Raw genomic sequence first — 19,384 nt, 5'->3', positions numbered from 1 at the left:
GCGGGGCCACCGGCTTCGCTCCTTTTGTTCGTGCCGGGCAAGACGGCCTGTGCGATGCAGGCTGCCCTATAGGAAACGGCGACGATGGCGGACGGCAAGCAACCAAATATTCTGATCCTGATGGCCGACCAGATGGCACCGAGCGCCCTGCCCGTCTACGGCCACCCGCTCGTCAGGGCACCCAACATCGCGCGCCTTGCCGCCGAGGGCGTCGTGTTCGAGTCCGCCTATTGCAACAGCCCCCTCTGCGCGCCGTCGCGCTTCTCGTTCCTGTCGGGGCAGCTGCCGTCGAAGATCGGCGGCTACGACAACGCCTGTGAATTCCCCGCCGACCGTCCGACCATCGCGCACCACCTGCGCCAGCGCGGCTACCGGACGATCCTTGCGGGCAAGATGCACTTCGTCGGACCGGACCAGCAGCACGGCTTCGAGGAGCGGCTGACGACCGACATCTATCCGGCGGACTTCGGCTGGACCCCCGACTGGACCAGCGATGCGCGGCCGAGCTGGTATCACTCGATGGACTCGGTCGTGAACGCCGGCACCTGCATCCGCACCAACCAACTCGACTACGACGAGGAAGTCACCTTCCAGACCCGCCGCAAGCTGTTCGAGATCGCGCGCGGCAAGGACGACCGTCCGTTCTTCATGGTCATGTCGCTGACCCATCCACACGACCCGTTCGCGATCCCGCAGCGCTATTGGGACCTGTACGACGACGCCGATATCGAGCCGCCGCGGGTCGCCATCCCGGTCGGCGAGCAAGACCCGCACTCGCTACGCCTGCGCCATGTCTGCGGCATCGACCTCGACCCGGTCAGTGACGCCCAGGTGCGCGCCGCACGTCACGCCTATTACGGCGCGATCAGCTTCGTCGACGAGCAGATCGGCGTCGCGCTGGCGGCGCTGAACGACGCCGGGCTGGCCGACGATACCGTCATCCTGGTCATCGGCGACCATGGCGAAATGCTCGGCGAGCGCGGCCTCTGGTACAAGATGAACTTCTTCGAGGGCGGTGCGCGCATCCCGATGATCGTTCACGCCCCCGGCCGCTTCGCCCCCGCCCGTGTCGCGGCGAGCGTCTCGCTCCTCGACGTGCTGCCGACCTTGCTCGAACTGGCGGGCAACCTGCCGTCGGACCTGCTCGCCGACGGCACCAGCCTGATGCCGCACCTGACCGGCGGCAGCGGCCACGACGAGGTCATCGGCGAATACCTCGGCGAGGCCGCGATCGCGCCGATCGTGATGATCCGGCGCGGCCCGTGGAAGTTCATCCACTGCCCGGCGGACCCGGACCAGCTGTTCCACCTGCCATCCGACCTCGACGAAGTCGCCAACCTCGCCGCCTTGGCCGATCACGCCGCGACGGTCGCTGCCTTCCGCCGCGAGGTTGCGGAGCGCTGGAACCTCGAGCGCGTCCACGCCGACGTGCTCGCGAGCCAGGCCCGCCGGCGCATCGTCGCCGCCGCAACGGCAAAGGGCGCGCGGTCATCGTGGGATTTCCACCCGGTCCGCGATGCGTCGCAGGAGTACGTCCGCGGCCACCTGAACCTCGAGGACATCGAGGCGACAGCGCGCTTCCCGCGCGTGCGCGCCGAGTAGCGCCTAGGTTCAGGCGTGCGCGACGCCGAGCGCCTTGAGGATATCGCGCCCCGCACAGACGCCGACCAGCCGCCCGTCCTCGGTCAGTAGCACCGGGTGCTCGGAGGCCGCGCAGATGCGGATCAGGGTCCGCACCGACACGCTGGCCGGACAGGCGACGACGCCATCGGGGAACTCGGCGTGGTCGTCCGGAGCCTCGACCATCGTCACGTCGTGGCTCTCGCCGGCAACGCTTAGTTCGTCGAGTTCGCCGCCCGACCCCAGCCGGTAGCGACCGGCATCATCGAGGATGACGCAGCCGTCAGCGACCGCCAGCGCATGGGCGTGGCGCATCACCGACGCGCCGGTCATGACGTTCAACGGGTTCATGTGGCGGACGAAATCGGCGACGTAGCGCGTCGCCGGCCGCAGCACGATATCCTCCCCGGTGCCGCTCTGGATGATCCGACCACCGTCGAGGATGGTTACCTGGTCGCCCAGCTTGAGTGCCTCGTCGAGGTCGTGGCTGACGAACAATATGGTCTTCTGCACCTGCTCCTGCAGGCTCAGCAGCTCGTCCTGCAGCTTGGAGCGGATCAGCGGATCGAGCGCGGAGAACGGCTCATCCATCAACAGCACGTCGGCATCGGTGGCGAAGGCGCGCGCCAGCCCGACGCGCTGCTGCATGCCTCCCGACAGCTCGCCGGCATAGCGGTCGCCCCAGCTGTCGAGCCCGACCAGCGCCAGCCGCTCGTCGACGATATCAGCGATCTCGGCGCGCGACATACCGCGCAGCTCCAGCCCGAAGGCGACGTTCTCGCGCACCGTCCGCCACGGCAGCAGCGCGAATTGCTGGAACACCATCGCGACCCGGTAGCGGCGGATGTGCCGCAGCACGCCCTCGCCGCACGACGCGATGTCCTTGGAACCGACGCCGTCGCGAACCAGGACGTTGCCCCGCGTGACGGGGTTGAGGCCGTTGGCGGCGCGCAAGAGGGTCGACTTGCCCGAGCCCGATAGCCCCATCAGCACCGAGATCTTGCCCTGCTCGACCGTCAGGCTGGCCCCGGAGACACCGAGCACCACCCCAGTCTCGGCGGCGATGTCGGCGCGCCCGGCACCCTCGTCGAGCCGCTTCAGGGCGCGCGCCATGTCGGCCTCGCGCCGCCGCCCGCGGCTTTTGCAGAACAGGATATCGACGTCGCGAAATTCCAGCGCGACGGTCACGAGGCCGCCCCCTTAGCATCGCTGCGGGTCATGCGGTCGAGGATGATCGCCAGCAGCACGATGGCGAAACCGGCCTCGAAGCCCATGCCGACCTGCACCGTGTTGAGCGCACGGACGACCGGCACGCCGAGCCCGCCCGCGCCGACCAGCGCGGCGATCACCACCATCGACAGGCTGAGCATGATGCATTGGGTGATGCCCGCGACGATGGACTGCGCCGCCGCCGGCAGCTCGACCTTGAGCAGCAACTGCCACGGCGTCGCGCCAAAGGACTCGCCCGCCTCCAGCAAAGGCTTGGGCACCGACGCGATCCCGAGCTGGGTCAGCCGGATGGGGGCCGGCAGCGCGAAGATGATCGTCGAGATCAGGCCGGGCACGACGCCCAGCCCGAACAGCACCAATGTCGGGATCAGGTAGACGAACGTCGGCAGCGTCTGCATCAGGTCGAGCACCGGGCGCAGCGCATCGTAGGCGCGGGGCCGATGCCCGCCCCAGATGCCGATCGGCACCCCGATCGCGGTCGACACCGCGGCGGCGAACAGCACCAGCGACAGCGTCTCCATCGTCGCCGCCCAATAGCCCTGGTTCATGATGAACAGCAGGGCCAGCGCGACGAAGACTGCGAGCGCGATCGAACGGCGGAGGTACCACGCGAGGCCCACCATCAGCGCCACGAACAGCAGCGGCGGCAGTGCCATCAGCAGCGCCGTCAGCGCCGCGATCGAGCTGCCGACGACCAGCGTAATGAAGGCGAAGACCTTGCCATGCGATTTGATCGTCTCGACGAGATCGTTCATCCACCGCCCGACCGGGATCTTGTTGGCGGTGATCAGGTTGCCGCGCGCCGCAGGCGCGAGCGAGGCGGTGACCGCCGCTTGCCCCGGCTTGCCGTCGACGGCCTGAACGCCCTCGAGCCAGGCCTCGACCTTCGCCGGATGGCTGCGCAGCCAGCTCCGTGCTGCTTCGCTGGGGTCGCCGAGCTTGATCCCGGCCGCCATCAGCGCATTCTCGTCGCCGACCTCGAACACCAGGTTGCGCAGCAGGCGGCCAACATTGGGGCACTGCGCGAGATAGCCCTTGCGGACGTTGGTGTAGACCTTGGCACCACCGAAGTTCGGCCCGAACACGGTGTCGCCGCCCGACAGATAGCGCATGTCGAACTGCGTGTTCATCGGGTGCGGCTGCCAGCCGAGGAAGACGATCAGGCGCTTGTCGCGGCCGGCACGCTCGACCTCCGCCAGCATGCCCTGCTCGCTGCTCTCGATCAGCGTGAACTTGCCGAGGCCGAACTGGTCCTTGCGGATCATGCCGAGGATCAGGCGGTTGCCGTCGTTGCCGGGCTCGATGCCGTAGATCTTGCCCCCGAGCAGGCCCGCGAAGCGACCAATCGAGGTGAAGTCCTTCAGCCCTGCAGCATAGAGATAGGCCGGGACCGCCAGCGTGTAGCGCGCATCGTTCAGGTTGGCGCGGACGACCTCGACCGAGCCGTCGGCGAGATAGGGTTTCAGGTCGGCGGACTGGGTCGGCATCCAGTTGCCGAGGAAGACGTCGACGTCGCCGTTGCGCATCCCGTTGAAGGTCACGGGTGTCGACAACACCGTCACCCGCGCCTGGTAGCCGAGGCCATCGAGCAGCTGTGCCGCGAGCGCCGTCGTCGCCGTGACATCGGCCCAGCCGACGTCCGCGAGCCGGACCTGATTGCACGATTGCGGGTCTGCGGCACCAGCCGGGCCGGTCGCCATCACCGCCATCGCGAACGCGATCGCCCAGCGGCCGAACCCCCATCCGTCCCAGTGTCGTCGCATCGGCGCTATCCCCGCACGTGCCTGTCGCCGAGTTGACTAAATGTTCAAAGAATGTGCAAGTAATTTAAATCAGAGGGTTGCACAGCGGCGATCTTGCTTACGCGCAACTCGGTAAAGTCCGGATTGAACGACGGTTCAATGGGGGTAATGTGGCACGTCGAGCGACAGTGAATGCAGTGCCGGTGCCCGACGACCGGCGCTCGCGCCAGCTTATCGAGATGACCATCGACAGTCTGGCCGAGGTCGGCTTCGTGGACACCACGCTGGCCGAGATCGCCGGTCGCGCTGGTGTGTCGGCAGGGCTGGTCGCGCATTATTTCGGTGACAAGAACCGGCTGCTCGAAGCGGCCTTCCGGGCACTCGCCTCACGCCTGCGCGACAACGTGCTCGACCACCTGCGCACCGCGAACGGCCCCCGTGCGCGGCTGCAGGCGATCATCGACGCCAACCTTGCGGTCGAGGAATTCAACCAGCGCACCAGCACGGCGTGGCTCGCGTTCTGGGGCCAGGTGCTGCACGCGCCCGGCCTCGGGCGGATCCAGCGCATCTACCAGCGCCGCATGCTGTCCAACCTGCGACACGCGCTGCGCCCGCTGATCCCCGCCGCCGAGACCGGCAAGCTTGCCGCGATGATCGCGGCGATGATCGACGGCGTGTGGTTGCGAGGTGCGCTGTCGGGCTGGACCGAGACCGACAGCGACACCGCGCGCTCGCTGCTGACCGCGTTCGTCGACAACCACCTGGCGAGCCTCGCGGCGGTCCCCGACCGGCCCGCAGAGCCCACGACGATCACGCCGATCAACCCGGCGACGGGCGCGGTCCTGGCCGAGATCAGGGTGACCACCACCGCCGAGATCGACGCCGCTGTGGCTCGCGCCAAGGCCGCGCAGCCAGGCTGGGCGGCGATGCCTGCGGTCGAGCGCGGCCGTATTCTCCGCCGCGCCGCCGACCTCCTGCGCGACCGCAACCCCGAACTGGCGCGGCTCGAAACCCTCAACACCGGCAAGCCGATCCAGGAGACGCTGGCGGTCGACGTGCTGTCGGGCGCCGATTGCCTCGAATATTATGCCGGGGTCGCAGCGACCATCGCGGGCCAGCACATCGACCTCGGTGCGGGCGCGTTCGGCTATACCCGCCGTGAGCCGCTCGGCATCGTCGCGGGGATCGGGGCGTGGAACTACCCGCTGCAGATCGCCTGCTGGAAGGCCGCGCCGGCGCTGGCGTGCGGCAACGCGATGATCTTCAAGCCCGCCGAACAGACGCCGCTGACCGCGATCGAGCTCGAGCGCGTGTTCCGCGACGCCGGTTTACCCGAGGGCATCTTCCAGGTCGTGCAGGGCTACGGCGACACCGGGCGCGCGCTGGTCGCCCACCCCGACATCGCCAAGGTCTCGGTGACCGGGTCGGTCGCGACCGGCAAGGCGGTGATGGCCGACGCGGCGCGCGGCCTGAAGGCGGTAACGCTCGAACTCGGCGGCAAGTCGCCGCTGATCGTGTTCGGTGACGCCGGGATCGACAACGCCGTGTCGGGCGCGATGCTGGCCAATTTCTATTCGAGCGGTCAGGTCTGCTCGAACGGCACAAGGGTGTTCGTGCACCGCTCGATCCTCAAGGAGTTCCTCGAGCGCCTGGTCGCGCGCACCGCAAAGCTGCGCATCGGCGACCCGCTCGACCCAGAAACCCAGATTGGGCCGCTGGTCACCGCGAGCCACATGGAGTCGGTGCTGGCGCATATCGCCCGGGCGCAGCGCGACGGCGTCCGGCTGGTGATCGGCGGCCGGCGCCTGACCGAAGGCCTGTTAGGCAGCGGCTACTTCGTCGAGCCGACGATCTTCGAGGCGGCCGACGACCGCGCCGCGATCGTCCGCGACGAGGTCTTCGGCCCGGTCATGACCGTTCTCGCCTTCGACGACGAGGCGGAGGTCATCGCCCGCGCCAACGCCACCGAGTTCGGCCTCGCGGCGGCGGTGTTCACCAGCGACCTGACCCGCGCCCACCGCGTCATCGCCCGCCTCCAGGCCGGCACCTGCTGGATCAACCAGTACAACGTCACCCCGATCGAGCTGCCGTTCGGCGGCATGAAGTCGTCGGGCCTCGGCCGCGAGAACGGGCTCGCCGCGATCGAGCATTATACCCAGCTGAAGAGCGTCTACGTCGCGCTGACCGACATCGACTGCCCGTACTGACGCCGTGATGCCGGAGGAATACGACTTCGTCATCGTCGGCGCGGGCTCGGCGGGCTGCGTCCTCGCCGACCGGCTCAGCGCGGACCCGGCCAACCGGGTGCTCGTCATCGAGTTCGGCGGCTCGGACCGCTCAGTGTTCATCCAGATGCCGAGCGCGCTGTCGATCCCGATGAACAAGGCCAAGTACAACTGGCAGTACGAGACCGAGCCCGAGCCGCACCTCGGCGGCCGGCAGCTGCACACGCCGCGCGGCAAGGTGCTCGGCGGCTCGTCGTCGATCAACGGCCTCGTCTACGTGCGGGGCAACCCGATGGATTTCGAGCGCTGGGCCGACGACGGCGCGACCGGCTGGAGCTACCGCGACGTCCTCCCCTATTTCCGCCGCGCCGAGACCCGCGACGAGGGCGGCGACGCCTATCGCGGCGGCGATGGCGCGCTGCACACCCGCTACGGTCGGCTCGAAAACCCGCTCTACACCGCCTTCGTCAAGTCCGCGGAACAGGCCGGCTACCCCCTCACCGACGACATCAACGGCGAGCAGCAGGAAGGCTTCGGCCGCATGGACATGACCGTCCACGGCGGCCGCCGGTGGAGCGCCGCCAGCGCCTACCTCAAGCCGGCGATGGGCCGCCCGAACCTCACCGTCGTCACCCATGCCCTCGCCAGCCGCATCCTGTTCGAGGACCGCCGCGCGGTCGGCGTCCGCTACCGCCGCGACGGCGTCGAGCATGTCGCGAAGGCCCGCCGCGAGGTGATCCTGTCGGGCGGGCCGATCAATTCACCTCAGCTGCTCAAGCTGTCGGGCATCGGCCCGGCTGCCGAACTGCGCAGCCACGGCATCGATGTCGTCCACGACCTGCCCGGCGTCGGCGAGAATTTGCAGGACCATCTCGAGTTCTACTTCCAGGTCGAGGCGACCCAGCCGGTGACGCTGTACTCGTCGATGAACCCGCTGGCGAAGCTGGCGATCGGCGCGCGCTGGCTGCTGCGCAAGGACGGCCTCGGCGCCACCAACCACTTCGAAAGCTGCGGCTTTATTCGCAGCCGCGCCGGCATCCCCTACCCCGACATCCAGTTCCACTTCCTGCCGCTCGCGGTCAGCTACGACGGCACATCGATGGCGGAGGGGCACGGCTTCCAGGCCCACGTCGGGCCGATGCGGTCCAAAAGCCGGGGCGATGTCCGCCTCGCCAGTGCCGACGCCGGCGACAAGCCGATCATCCGCTTCAACTACATGAGCCACGCCGACGACTGGACCGAGATGCGCGCCTGCGTCCGCCTGACCCGCGAGATTTTCGCCCAGAACGCCCTCGCGCCGTACACCGGTCGCGAGCTTCAACCCGGTGCCGATGTCGTCACCGACGCACAGATCGACGCCTTCGTGCGCGACAAGGTCGAGAGCGCCTACCACCCCTCGTGCACGTGCAAGATCGGCGCGGACGGCGACCCGATGGCGGTGGTCGACAGCCAGCTTCGGGTCCGCGGCGTCAGCGGGCTGCGGGTCGTGGACTCATCGGTGATGCCCTCGGTGACGACCGGCAACCTCAACGCACCGACGATCATGATCGGGGAGAAGGGTGCCGACCACATCCTCGGCCGGCCGATGCTCGCGGCGTCGAATGCGCCGTTCTACACCGCGCCCGACTGGCAGACCCAGCAGCGCTAGGCGAACGTTTCGGCGCGGTGTTTCAGCCCCATCCCCGCTGTCATCCCGGGCTTGACCCGGGACCCAGCTAACCACGGAGTCCGAGCGCTGGGTTAGCTGGGTCCCGGGTCAAGCCCGGGATGACACCGGGTCGAGAGAACGCCTCAGGCGACTGTACCGAGTGCCGGGTCAGACCGGCTCGGCCGGCCCGTCTCGACATGGCCGGCGAAACGTCGCGAATAGCCCGAACCGGTGTCTTCGACGATGACGTCGTACCAGTGATCGCTCGCCGCGACCGGATAGTGGATCGTCTGGGTCACGCCCGGTGCGAGCTTGATCTGCCGGACGGCGGCCGCGCTGTAGGCGAGCGGGCGGATCGCGAGCGTGCAGGCTGCCACCCCGTGGTTGCTGACCGTGATCAACAATGCACTGTGGTCGCGCGCATAGTCGACGTAGACACCGGGTTTCACGGCACTGCCCGGATCGCCGGCGAATTCACGCAGGAAGCCGTTCGGGCCGTGGACTGCGATGGCATAGGGCGTCTTGATCGCCAGACCGGGCGGCCGATCGTCGACTCGCTGGCCCGCGCCGACGGTGTAGAACCATGGGTCGGCACCCGACGAGGGCGCGTACACGCCGAACACCGCCGCGGCGCTCCCGTCGTTGACGAAGTCGAGCCTCAGGCCCGGCTGCCCATCCTTGGTCGTGATGTCGTCGACCGCCAGCCGGTAAGGCAATGCGCGCGCTGGCCGCTGCCCGGCTTCCTGAACTGGCAACGACTGTACCGCCGGGACCAGCGGGGCCGGCAGCTTCGACGAGGCGATGACCCGCGCCATTGCGTCGGCGGTGCTCGGCAAGCCCTGCAGCGCCGCGCGGTCGGGGTCGCGGAAGTCGAACATCGAGGTCAGGTCGCCGGTGATCGCGCGTCGCCACGGGCTGATGTTTGGCTCCATCACACCGAAACGACGCTCGATGAAGCGGATGATCGAGGTGTGGTCGAAGACCTGAGAATTGACCCACCCGCCGCGGGTCCAAGGCGAGACGACGATCAGCGGGACCCGCACGCCGAGGCCGACCGGCTGGCCCTCGTAGCTTTCGCCGCGGGTGTCGACGGTACTTAGGCCGAACTTGCGATGGGTCGCGGGCAGCAGGCCCGGCATGTGATCGAAGAAGCCGTCGTTCTCGTCGTAGTTGATGATGAAAGCCGTCTTTGCCCAGACTGCGGGATTGGCGGTGAGCGCGTCGAGCAGCCGCGAGGTCAGCGACTCTCCCAGCGCGGGCGGGGCCTCGGGATGCTCGGAATATTTGGTCGGGGCGACGATCCACGACACCTGCGGCAGCCGGTTGGCGGCGACGTCGGCAGCGAAGGCATCGACGAGATGCTGCGAGGAACTCGCGGCGGCGTTCTCCGGGGTGGAGCCGGCGACGACCGCGCGGCCGCGCTTGGCGAGCTCGTGATCGGGCGCGAGGCCGCGGAAACTCTTGAAGTAGGCCAGCGAGTTGTCGCCGAAATTGTCGAACTCCTGGTACACGTGCCAGCTGACACCCGAGGCCTGCAGCCGCTCGGCGTAAGTCGTCCAGCCCGCGGCGACGAAGTCCGGCTTGTCGCGCGCCATGTCGCCGGTCCAGTTGCCGTCGTCGGCATTGTCGACCGCCTGCTTACCGGCGTCGCCGACCGACAGGCCGCTGGTGCCGCTGAACAGGAACATGCGGTTCGGATTGGTCGGGCCGTGGATCGAGGCATAGTACGCATCGCCGATGGTGAAGGCGTCGGCCAGCGCGTGATAGAACGGGATGTCGCTGCGGGTGAAATAGCCCATCGTCAGCGGCGTCTTGTGCTTGATCCAGACGTCGTAATTGGCCCACTCCGCCGCGTCGCCCTTCCAGCTGTGGTCGAGGCTCTTGATCAGCGGCCCGCTGGTCGTCGCGCTGTCCATGTGGAACGGCAGCACCGTGCCCGCGCCGTCAGGCGTCGGCTGGTGGAACACGCTCTTGCCGCTCCGCAGCATAACCGGCCGAGGGTCGCCGTAGCCACGGACGCCTCGAACGGTGCCGAAATAATGGTCGAAGGCGCGGTTCTCCTGCATCAGCACGACGATGTGCTCGACATCGGCGATCGTGCCGGTGCGCGAGTTGGCGGGCAGCGCCATCGCCTTGGCGATCGATGCCGGCAGGGTCCCCGCCGCGGTGAGGGCGGCGATCGACTTCAGGAAGCTGCGGCGATCACCTGGGTTCATCGTGGCCTTCACCTAATTACGTGTCCGCACGATCTCCGGCCGCGAGGTCGAGAGCATCCCACAGATACGAAGCGAACGACCGCCACACCTCGACGTGAAAGCGGTCTTCGGCCTGACGCCACAGCACGATCTCGACGGTCTCGTAAAGGGTGCGCGTCGCCTTGCCCACAGGGAAGGCCGCGACGGCGAGGTCGAGCGGGCAGCCGGTCTGGAGCAGGGTCGCGGCACTTGGCCCACTAACCACGATCCCGACATTGCGGTGGCCGACGTCGGTTAGCGCGTGGACCCCGGCGACGTCGGGCGGCGGCGAGCCGTCGGGGAGGAGCAGCAACCACTCGTCGGGGCCGAGGCAGAGCGCGGTGCCGCCGGCGAAGGGCGCTGTCGACAGGACCTTGGCGGGCAGGCCGTCGGCACCCCGCGAGCGTAGGCTGAAGCGCGCCGACATCGGCGCGGCAGCGATGGTCACGCCGGCGTGGGCGACCGGCAGGCCGGGCAACGGGCTCGCCAATGCGAGGGTCTCAACCATGGAGCCGGACCCCTTCGCGGTCGAGGAAGACGGTGTCGGTGACGACGACCTTGTGGGTGGCTCCGGGCATCGGCACCTGCAGCGTCTCGCCGATCCGGGCGCGGCCGCCGGCGATCACCGCGAGCGCGATCGAGCGGCCGAGCGCCTCGCTCCAATAGGCCGAGGTGACGTGGCCGATCATCGGCACCGGCGTGGCGACATTGGCGTCGACGACGACCTGCGCGCCTTCCTCGAGGACCAGGGTCGGGTCCTCGGTCAGCAGCCCGACGAACTGCTTGCGGTCGGGCCGGAGCATCTCGGGGCGGGAAAGCGAGCGCTTGCCGACGAAGTCAGGCTTCTTCTTGCCCACTGCCCAGCCGAGCCCGGCGTCGTCCGGGGTCAGCGTGCCGTCGGTGTCCTGGCCGACGATGATGTAGCCCTTCTCGGCGCGCAGCATGTGCATCGTCTCGGTGCCGTAGGCGACAGCGCCGTGCTTCTGCCCCTCGGCCCACAGCGCTTCCCACACCGCGCGGCCATGGCCGGCGGGGACGTTGACCTCGAAGCCGAGCTCGCCGGTGAAGCTGACTCGGAACAGGCGCGTCGGCACCCCGCAGATGCGGCCTTCGGCGACCGCCATGTGGGGGAAGGCCTCAGGGGTCAGGTCGATGCTCTCGACGAACGGCGCGATGACGTCGCGGGCGCGGGGCCCCTGCAGGGCGATCACCGCATATTGCTCGGTGGTCGAGGTCAGCCAGACGTCGAGGTCGGGCCATTCGGTCTGGAGATAGTCCTCCATCATGTTGAGCACGCGCGCCGCGCCGCCGGTGGTCGTGGTGACGTGGAAACGGTCGTCCGCCAGGCGCGCAGCGACGCCGTCGTCCATGATGAAGCCGTCCTCGCGCAGCATCAGCCCGTAGCGGCAGCGGCCGTTCGCCAGCGATTTCCACGGGTTGGTGTACATGCGATTGAGGAATTCGGCCGCATCGGGTCCAACCACCTCGATCTTGCCGAGCGTCGAGGCGTCGAACAGCCCGACGTTGGAGCGGACGACGCGGCACTCGCGCGCCACTGCCGCGTCCATGTCCTCGCCGGCCCTGGGGAAGTAGCGCGCGCGCCGCCACTGGGCAACGTTCTCGAAGACCGCGCCGTTCGCGACCGCCCAGTCGTCGATCGCGGTCTTGCGGGTCGGCTGGAACAGCCCGTCCTTGGCCATGCCGGCGAGCGCGCCGAAGCTGGTCGGGGTGTACGGCGGGCGGAAGGTCGTCAGCCCCACTGTCGGCACGGCACGCCCCAGCGCCCCGGCGGCGACCTCGAGGCCGTTGAGGTTGGAGGTCTTGCCCTGGTCGGTCGCCATGCCGTTGGTGGTGTAGCGCTTGATATGCTCGATCGACTTGAAGCCCTCGCGGACGGCGAGCCGGATGTCGCGCGCAGTGACGTCGTTCTGGAAGTCGACGAACGCCTTGATGCTGGTCGGATCGCGCGGAGTCGGCAGCGCTGTGCCGGGGGCAACTTCGCCGGCGATGGAACCGGCGCACGCGCCGACACAGGTGACGCCGTCAACTTCGCCGTCGGGCACGTACGCGCCGAGGTTGGGCCGCCACGCGAGCGCGCCCTTGGCCTGCGACCAGAGATGCAGCGTCGGGGTCCAGCCGCCGGCCGTAAGCAGCGCGTCACAGGCGATGCGGCGTTCGCTGCCACCCGCAACGGGGGCGACGGTGACCGAGGCGACGCGCTGCGCGCCGGCGGTGCCGATGACCGATTGGCCGGTCAGTAGCTCGATGCCGAGGGCGGCGGCGCGGGCGGTGAGCGCGGGGTCGATTGCCGGCCGCACGTCGATGATTGCGGCCACGATGACGCCGGCCGCGGCGAGGTCGAAGGCGGCGTCGTAGCCGCTGTTGTGGGTCGCCATCAGGACGACGCGACGCCCGACCGCGACGCCGTAGCGGTTGAGGTAGGTCCGCGCGGCGCTCGCCAGCATGATGCCCGGGCGGTCGTTGTCGGCGAAGACCAGGGGCCGCTCGATCGCTCCGGTCGCCAGCACCGTCCGCGTCGCGCGAATGCGGTGGAGGCGTTCGCGCGGGCCGGACGCCTGGCTCGGGGGCAGATGGTCGGTCAGGCGCTCGACGACGCCCGCGAAACCGTCGTGATACAGGCCGATCGCGGTGGTGCGCGGCAGGCAGGTGACGTTGGGCGCGGCGGCGAGGCGCGCGACGGCATCGGCTATCCACTGGCTTCGGTCGGGCACGGCAAGGCCGCTGCCCCCGAACTCGAGCTGCTCGTCGACGATCAGAACGCGCTCACCCGAACCGGCCGCTGCAAGCGCCGCCTCGAGGCCGGAGCGCCCGGCACCGACCACCAGCAGGTCGACGAAGCCGTAGGTCGCGGCGTAGCGGTCGGGGTCGATCGCCTCGGGTGAACGGCCGAGGCCGGCCATACGGCGGATCGCGGGCTCGTAGAGCTTTTCCCAGAACGACCGGGGCCACATGAAAGTCTTGTTGTAAAAGCCCGCGGGCAGGACCGGCGAGATCAGGTTGTTGACCGCACCCAGGTCGAAGGCGAGCGACGGCCAGCGGTTCTGGCTCTCGACCGATAGTCCCTCATGGAGTTCGATCGTCGTCGCGCGGACGTTCGGCGTGAAGCGCCCGGGGCCGCGGTCGACCCCCATCAGCGCGTTCGGCTCCTCGACGCCGGCTCCGAGCAGTCCGCGCGGACGGTGGTATTTGAACGAGCGCCCGACCAGGTGGACGCCGTTGGCGAGCAACGCCGAGGCCAGCGTATCCCCCGCGAGACCGGTCATCGCCCTGCCGTCGTAGGTGAAGTTGACGACGCGGGCCGGATCGACGCGGCCCTTGCCCGGGACGCGATACTTTGCAGGCTGGCTCATACGATGCCGCCGGTCTTGCCGGTCCAGCTATCCGCCTCGCCGGGACGCGCGACGCCGGCCTTGTAGGTAGCCTCGAAACGGTCGGTCACCGTGTCGCGCACCGCGTTGAAGAAACGCCCGCAACCGTGGTTGTGCCGCCAGCGCTCGAAGTGCCGGCCGCGTGCGTTGGTCCGCTGGTACAGGAAATTTTCCCACTGCGCGTCGTCGTAAGTGTCGGGCTGCACGGGCCGGGCGATATGCGCCTCGCCGGCATACGCGAACTCGATCTCGGGCCGGCGCTCGTCGCAATAGGGGCAGTGGATCAACAGCATCAGTGCGCCACCGCCGCGGCGGCGGCTTCGTCGATCAGGCGTCCGGCGCGGAAGCGATCGAGATTGAACGGAGCGTTGATCGGGTGCGGCTCATCGTGCGCGATCGTCCACGCCAGCAGGTCGGCCGCGCCCGGCGTCGCCTTGAATCCGCCGGTGCCCCAGCCGCAATTGACGTACAACCCGGGCACCGGGGTCTTGCCCAGGATCGGCGAGCGGTCCGGAGTGACGTCGACGATACCGCCCCAGTTGCGCAGCATCCGCATGCGCCGGAAGATCGGGAAGATCTCGCAGATCGCGGCCAGCGTGTGCTCGACGATGTGGAGCGCGCCGCGCTGCGAGTAACTGACATAGGCGTCGGTGCCGGCGCCGATGACCAGCTCGCCCTTGTCGGACTGGCTCATGTAGGCGTGGACGGTGTTCGACATGACGACGCACGGGAAAACCGGCTTGATCGGCTCCGAGACCAGCGCCTGCAGCGGGAAGCTTTCGAGTGGAAAGCGCAGCCCCGCCATGTCCATGATCACCGACGAATTGCCCGCGGCCGAGACGCCGATCTTTTTCGCCGCGATGTAGCCGCGCTCGGTCTCGACGCCCTCGACGCTGCCGTCGACACCGCGACGGATGCCGGTGACGGCGCAATTCTGGATGATGTCGACGCCGAGTGCGGCGGCGGCGCGGGCATAGCCCCAGGCGACGGAATCGTGCCGGGCGGTGCCGCCGCGCCGCTGCAGCGCCGCGCCGAGGACCGGGTGGCGGGCGTTCGGGTCGATCGACAGGGGCGGGCAATAGGCCTGCGCCTCTTCCGCCGACAGCCACTCGTTGTCGACGCCGTTCAGCCGGTTCGAGTGGATGTGGCGCCTGAAGCTCTGCACATCGTGGACGTTGTGGGCGAGCATCATGACGCCGCGCTTCGAGTACATGATGTTGTAGTTGAGCTCCTGGCTCAGCCCGTCCCACAGCTTGACGGCGTGGTCGTACAGGTGCGCGCTCTCGTCGTAGAGGTAATTGGAGCGGATGATCGTCGTGTTGCGGCCGGTGTTGCCGCCGCCGAGCCAGCCCTTGTCGATGACCGCGACGTTGGTGATGCCGTGCTTCTTCGCGAGGTAGTAGGCCGCGCCCAGCCCGTGCCCGCCGGCACCGACGATGACGACGTCATAGGCGGCCTTGGGCGCTGCATCCGGCCATTGCTCGGGCCAGGTCTTGTGGTGGCCGAACGCCTTGGCGATCAGCGTACCGGCATTGTAGCGGATCATGCGTCGACGCTCTCGGCGCGCTCGAGGGCCGCGCGCGCGTTGCCGGTGTAGAAATCCTTGAAGAACTCGATGAGTTTTTCCTCGGTCGAATAAGGACCCTGGCGGTAGCCGGAGTCGCTGATGCCGCGGTGGTTGATCGCCGCGAGGTACGAGTCCTGGCGGTTGGTCGCACGCCAGACGGCGGTCAGCTTGTCGACGTCGTAGTCGGCGCCCTCCACCGCATCCTCGCGCACCAGCCAGCTCGTCCGCAGCAGCGTCTTGTCCGGCGCCATCGGCACCAGCGAAAAGGTGACGACGTGATCGCAGCAGAAGTGGTGCCAGCTGTTCGGCTGGGTCCAGATCGACAGGCTCGAGGTGTTCGGTTCATCGAACGGCGCCAGCAGCTTGGAGCACGCGACCTTGCCGTCCAGCGTCTGGCTGACCGCGCCATCGGCCAGCGGCAGCCGCGCGATGCGGTGCCACCAGGGCGCCGGAAACTCGATCAAATCGTGGTAGATGCCGAGCCGCTTCCAGTCCTCGCGCTCAGCCGCGATCACCGCCGCCGAGTTGCTGCCGCCATCCTCGGGCAGGCCCTTGCCGAAGCCGTCGGAGCCAAGGCACGCCAGCAATTCCGGATGGTTAGCATCGCAGTGGTAGCACTCGCGGTTATTCTCCATCACCAACTTCCAGTTGGCGGTCTCGATCAGTTCGTCCTGCACCGCGACCTTGCAGTGCTCGAGGTCATAGGGCGCGATCTGCTCGGCGATGTCGGCCTTGACCTGGTCGATCGGCGGCGGCGTGTCGCCGAGGCAGAGGAAGATCAGCCCGCCGATGTTCTCCAGCGCGACCGGGACCAAGCCGTGCTCGGCCTTGTCGAAGCCCTCGGGCATGCTGCGCGCCGCGAGGAGCCGGCCGTCGAGGCCGTAGGTCCACATGTGATAGGGGCACATCAGCCGCGACGCGCTGCCGCGCTGGACGTCGCAGATGCGCGAACCGCGATGGCGGCAGCTGTTGTGGAAGGCGCGGACCTCGCCGTCGCGGCCACGCACGACGATCACCGACGTCGTCGCCAGCTCGAACAGGAAGAAGTCGCCGGGCTTCTTCACGTGCGCGACGGTGCAGGCGTACAGCCACACCGAGGGCAGCATGACCTGCACGTCGAAATCGAACGCGGCCTGACCGACGTAGAGCTGCTGCGGCAGCGTATGCCCCGGCCGGTCCAGCGCCAGCAGGGCCCCGATGTCCTGTTGCATCATCCGCGCAGCCGATCGTTGTCGGGGTCGAAGGGGGAGTCGGCGATGACCGTCGCCGGGTGGCGCTCGCCCAGGATGGTGATCTCGAGGCTGGTGCCGGGCGGCGCGAGGTCGGGGCGGACCATGGCCAGTGCCAGCGACTTGCCGGTACGCCAGCCGAAGCCGCCCGAGGTCGCACGGCCGACAAGCTCGTCACCGACGAAGATCGGCTCGGCACCGCGCGCGTCGGCATCGGTGACGCCGTGGACTTCGAGCGTCACCAGGATGTTGGTCGCGTCGGTCTCGCGCCGGGCCAGCAAGGCGTCACGGCCGTGGAAGCCGGGCTTCTTCAGGCTGACGAACCGGTCGAGGCCGCTCTCGAAGGCCGAATACTCGACCGACAGCTCGCGCGGGATCAGCTTGTAGCTCTTCTCCAGCCGCATCGAGTCCATGGCACGGATGCCGAAGGGCTTGAGATCGTCGCCGCCGGCCTCGAACAGTCTGTCGAAAATGTAGTTCTGCATCTCGATCGGGTGGTGGATTTCCCAGCCGAGCTCGCCGACGAAGTTGACGCGCAGCGCCTCGACCGGGGCGACGCCGATGCTGAGGCGCTTGCCGGTCAGCCACGGGAAGGCCGCGGTCGACAGGTCGGCGTCGGTCAGCTTCGCGAGGATCTCGCGCGACTTCGGCCCGGCGAGGACCAGCACGCCCATCGCCGTGGTCAGGCGCTCGAACGTTACCGAGCCGTCGGTCGGCATCGCCTTGCGCAGGATGTCGTGGTCGTGGAGCTCGTAGGCACCGGCCGAGACCAGGAAGAACTTGCCGGGCCCGCGCTTATAGACGGTGAACTCGGAGCGGACGCCGCCGCGCGAGGTCAGCAGGTACGACAGCGAGACGCGGCCGATCTTCTTGGGCACCGCGTTGGTCAGCAGGCCGTCGAGCCAGGCCTCTGCGCCGGGGCCGCTGATCTCGCACTTGGCGAAGGCGCTCATGTCGAGCAGTCCGGCCTTCTCGGTAACGTGCAGGCATTCGGCACCGACATGCTCGAAGTAGTTGGAGCGGCGGAAGGACCATTGCTCGCGGATCGGCGCTTCGTCTGATGTGACCGGATAGTTGAGGTTGAGCAGCACGTCGGGGCGCTCGAGGTCGGCCTCGGTCAGCGCGTAGCCCTCGGGCGCGAACCAGTTCGGGCGCTCCCAGCCGAACACCGTGCCGAACACCGCACCCTTTGCCTTCATGCGGTCGTAGCACGGGGTCCGGCGCAGGCCGCGCGCGGCTTCGCGCTCCTCGTCCGGATAGTGGACGGTGAAGACCTTGGCGTAGGCCTCCTCGTTCTTGGTGCGCAAATAGCCGCGGCCGGCATAGTCGCCGAAGCGGCGCGGATCGACGCCCATCATGTCGATGGTCGGCTCGCCGTCGACGATCCAGTGCGCGAGCTGCCAGCCGGCACCGCCAGCGGCGGTGATCCCGAAGCTGTGCCCCTCGTTGAGCCAGAAGTTCTTGAGGCCCGGCGCCGGCCCGACGATCGGGCTGCCGTCGGGCGTGTAGGCGATGGCGCCGTTATAGATTCGCTTGATGCCGACCTCGCCGAACGCCGGCACGCGGTGCATCGCGGCGGCGAGATAGGGTTCGAGCCGCTCGAGGTCGGGCGGGAACAGCTCGTACTCGACCGCGGTGGAGGGGCCGTCGACGTAGCAGGCGGGCGCCCCGATTTCGTACGGCCCGAGCAGCAAGCCACCGGCTTCCTCGCGCATGTAATAACTGGCGTCGGACTCCCGCAGCACGCCCATCTCGGGCAGGCCAAGGCGCTTGCGCTCCATGATCGCCGGGTGCTGCTCGGTGACGATATACTGGTGCTCGACGGGCATGACGGGGACGTCGAGTCCGACCATCGCGCCGGTCTGGCGGGCGAAGCTGCCGCTGGCCGAGACGACGTGCTCGCACGTGATGTCGCCTTTGTCGGTCGAGACCAGCCACTCGCCGCCGGGCTGCTGGACGATGCCGGTGACACCGGTCTCGCGGTAGATCGTGGCGCCCAGCTGCCGCGCGCCCTTGGCCAATGCCTGCGTCAGGTCGGCGGGCTGGATGTAGCCGTCGGCCGGGTGGCGGATGGCGGCGAGCACCCCGTCCATATCGGCGAGTGGCCACAACGCCTTGACCTCGTCGGGGGTCAGCAGGTCGACCTCGACCCCGATCGTCCTGGCGACGCCCATGTAGTAGCGAAACTCGTCGAGCCGGTCCTCAGTGCACGCCAGGCGGATGTTCGAGACATTCGAGAAGCCGACGTCCAGCCCGGTCTCCGCCTTCAGCGCCGGGTAGCTCGCCACCGAATACTGGTGCATCTTGCCGACCGAATAGCTGAGGTTGAACAACGGCAGCAGGCCCGCCGCATGCCACGTCGACCCCGAGGTCAGCTCCTTGCGCTCGACCAGCACGACATCCGACCAGCCGAGCTTGGCGAGGTGATACAGCGTCGCGACGCCGACCACGCCACCGCCGATGACGACTACGCGGGCATGGGTCTTCACGGTGCGCTCTT

At 68.5% G+C, this 19,384-nt stretch carries 12 protein-coding genes; 3 read left to right on the top strand and 9 right to left on the bottom strand.

Annotated elements, in window-relative coordinates; translation table 11 throughout:
• Positions 1-84 precede the first annotated feature (84 nt).
• A complete protein-coding gene (gene betC, locus KX816_06530; protein ID QXQ07666.1) occupies positions 85-1,602 on the top strand; it encodes a choline-sulfatase in 1,518 nt (505 codons plus the stop codon).
• Positions 1,603-1,611: 9 nt separating this feature from the next.
• Here the strand turns inward: betC and choV are convergent, their stop codons facing one another.
• Together choV and choW are read right to left on the bottom strand one after the other, a co-directional pair.
• A complete protein-coding gene (gene choV, locus KX816_06525; GenBank protein QXQ07665.1) occupies positions 1,612-2,808 on the bottom strand; it encodes a choline ABC transporter ATP-binding protein in 1,197 nt (398 codons plus the stop codon).
• On the bottom strand, positions 2,805-4,613 hold the full coding sequence (gene choW / locus KX816_06520; protein ID QXQ07664.1) for a choline ABC transporter permease subunit: 1,809 nt from the start codon (positions 4,611-4,613) through the stop codon (positions 2,805-2,807). Before choW ends, choV begins: the two co-directional genes overlap by 4 nt.
• 218 nt (positions 4,614-4,831) lie before the next feature.
• On the opposite strand from choW, the gene betB reads away from it, so the two are divergent.
• Together betB and betA are read left to right on the top strand one after the other, a co-directional pair.
• On the top strand, positions 4,832-6,799 hold the full coding sequence (gene betB, locus KX816_06515; protein QXQ08430.1) for a betaine-aldehyde dehydrogenase: 1,968 nt from the start codon (positions 4,832-4,834) through the stop codon (positions 6,797-6,799).
• Positions 6,800-6,806: 7 nt separating this feature from the next.
• Positions 6,807-8,465: a choline dehydrogenase gene (gene betA, locus KX816_06510; protein QXQ08429.1), complete on the top strand. Its 1,659-nt coding sequence runs from the start codon at positions 6,807-6,809 to the stop codon at positions 8,463-8,465.
• A gap of 143 nt (positions 8,466-8,608) precedes the next feature.
• Here the strand turns inward: betA and KX816_06505 are convergent, their stop codons facing one another.
• The 7 genes from KX816_06505 to KX816_06475 form a co-directional block, all read right to left on the bottom strand.
• The gene (locus KX816_06505; GenBank protein QXQ07663.1) at positions 8,609-10,681 is read right to left on the bottom strand and encodes a phospholipase C, phosphocholine-specific; all 2,073 of its coding nucleotides are present in this window, start codon (positions 10,679-10,681) and stop codon (positions 8,609-8,611) included.
• 16 nt (positions 10,682-10,697) lie between these two features.
• Positions 10,698-11,126 (bottom strand): sarcosine oxidase, gamma subunit, encoded by a 429-nt coding sequence (locus KX816_06500; protein ID QXQ08428.1) that lies wholly within the window; start codon positions 11,124-11,126, stop codon positions 10,698-10,700.
• 73 nt (positions 11,127-11,199) lie between these two features.
• Positions 11,200-14,070, bottom strand: a complete 2,871-nt coding sequence (locus KX816_06495) for a (2Fe-2S)-binding protein (protein QXQ07662.1) — start codon at positions 14,068-14,070, stop codon at positions 11,200-11,202.
• Positions 14,067-14,381: a sarcosine oxidase subunit delta gene (locus KX816_06490; GenBank protein ID QXQ07661.1), complete on the bottom strand. Its 315-nt coding sequence runs from the start codon at positions 14,379-14,381 to the stop codon at positions 14,067-14,069. The genes KX816_06495 and KX816_06490 overlap by 4 nt, the downstream gene beginning before the upstream one ends.
• Positions 14,381-15,634 carry a sarcosine oxidase subunit beta family protein gene (locus KX816_06485; protein ID QXQ07660.1) on the bottom strand — a complete coding sequence of 418 codons (1,254 nt, stop codon included), beginning with the start codon at positions 15,632-15,634 and terminating at the stop codon, positions 14,381-14,383. The genes KX816_06490 and KX816_06485 overlap by 1 nt, the downstream gene beginning before the upstream one ends.
• On the bottom strand, positions 15,631-16,869 hold the full coding sequence (locus KX816_06480; protein QXQ07659.1) for an aromatic ring-hydroxylating dioxygenase subunit alpha: 1,239 nt from the start codon (positions 16,867-16,869) through the stop codon (positions 15,631-15,633). Before KX816_06480 ends, KX816_06485 begins: the two co-directional genes overlap by 4 nt.
• On the bottom strand, positions 16,866-19,373 hold the full coding sequence (locus KX816_06475) for an FAD-dependent oxidoreductase (GenBank protein QXQ07658.1): 2,508 nt from the start codon (positions 19,371-19,373) through the stop codon (positions 16,866-16,868). The genes KX816_06480 and KX816_06475 overlap by 4 nt, the downstream gene beginning before the upstream one ends.
• Positions 19,374-19,384 lie beyond the last annotated feature (11 nt).

Source organism: Sphingosinicellaceae bacterium (assembly GCA_019285715.1).
In the GTDB taxonomy this organism is placed as follows: Bacteria; Pseudomonadota; Alphaproteobacteria; order Sphingomonadales; family Sphingomonadaceae; genus Glacieibacterium.
Note: the sequence above shows the minus strand (reverse complement) of the source record. Positions and strands in the feature narration are given on the sequence as shown.

What these genes read in the sequence shown, in the direction of transcription:
- KX816_06485 (QXQ07660.1), bottom strand. Translation starts at nt 15,634, where the DNA reads ATGATCCGCTACAATGCCGGTACGCTGATCGCCAAGGCGTTCGGCCAC.
- KX816_06495 (QXQ07662.1), bottom strand. Translation starts at nt 14,070, where the DNA reads ATGAGCCAGCCTGCAAAGTATCGCGTCCCGGGCAAGGGCCGCGTCGAT.
- KX816_06500 (QXQ08428.1), bottom strand. Translation starts at nt 11,126, where the DNA reads ATGTCGGCGCGCTTCAGCCTACGCTCGCGGGGTGCCGACGGCCTGCCC.
- KX816_06490 (QXQ07661.1), bottom strand. Translation starts at nt 14,381, where the DNA reads ATGCTGTTGATCCACTGCCCCTATTGCGACGAGCGCCGGCCCGAGATC.
- betB (QXQ08430.1), top strand. Translation starts at nt 4,832, where the DNA reads ATGACCATCGACAGTCTGGCCGAGGTCGGCTTCGTGGACACCACGCTG.
- choW (QXQ07664.1), bottom strand. Translation starts at nt 4,613, where the DNA reads ATGCGACGACACTGGGACGGATGGGGGTTCGGCCGCTGGGCGATCGCG.
- betA (QXQ08429.1), top strand. Translation starts at nt 6,807, where the DNA reads ATGCCGGAGGAATACGACTTCGTCATCGTCGGCGCGGGCTCGGCGGGC.
- KX816_06480 (QXQ07659.1), bottom strand. Translation starts at nt 16,869, where the DNA reads ATGATGCAACAGGACATCGGGGCCCTGCTGGCGCTGGACCGGCCGGGG.
- KX816_06505 (QXQ07663.1), bottom strand. Translation starts at nt 10,681, where the DNA reads ATGAACCCAGGTGATCGCCGCAGCTTCCTGAAGTCGATCGCCGCCCTC.
- betC (QXQ07666.1), top strand. Translation starts at nt 85, where the DNA reads ATGGCGGACGGCAAGCAACCAAATATTCTGATCCTGATGGCCGACCAG.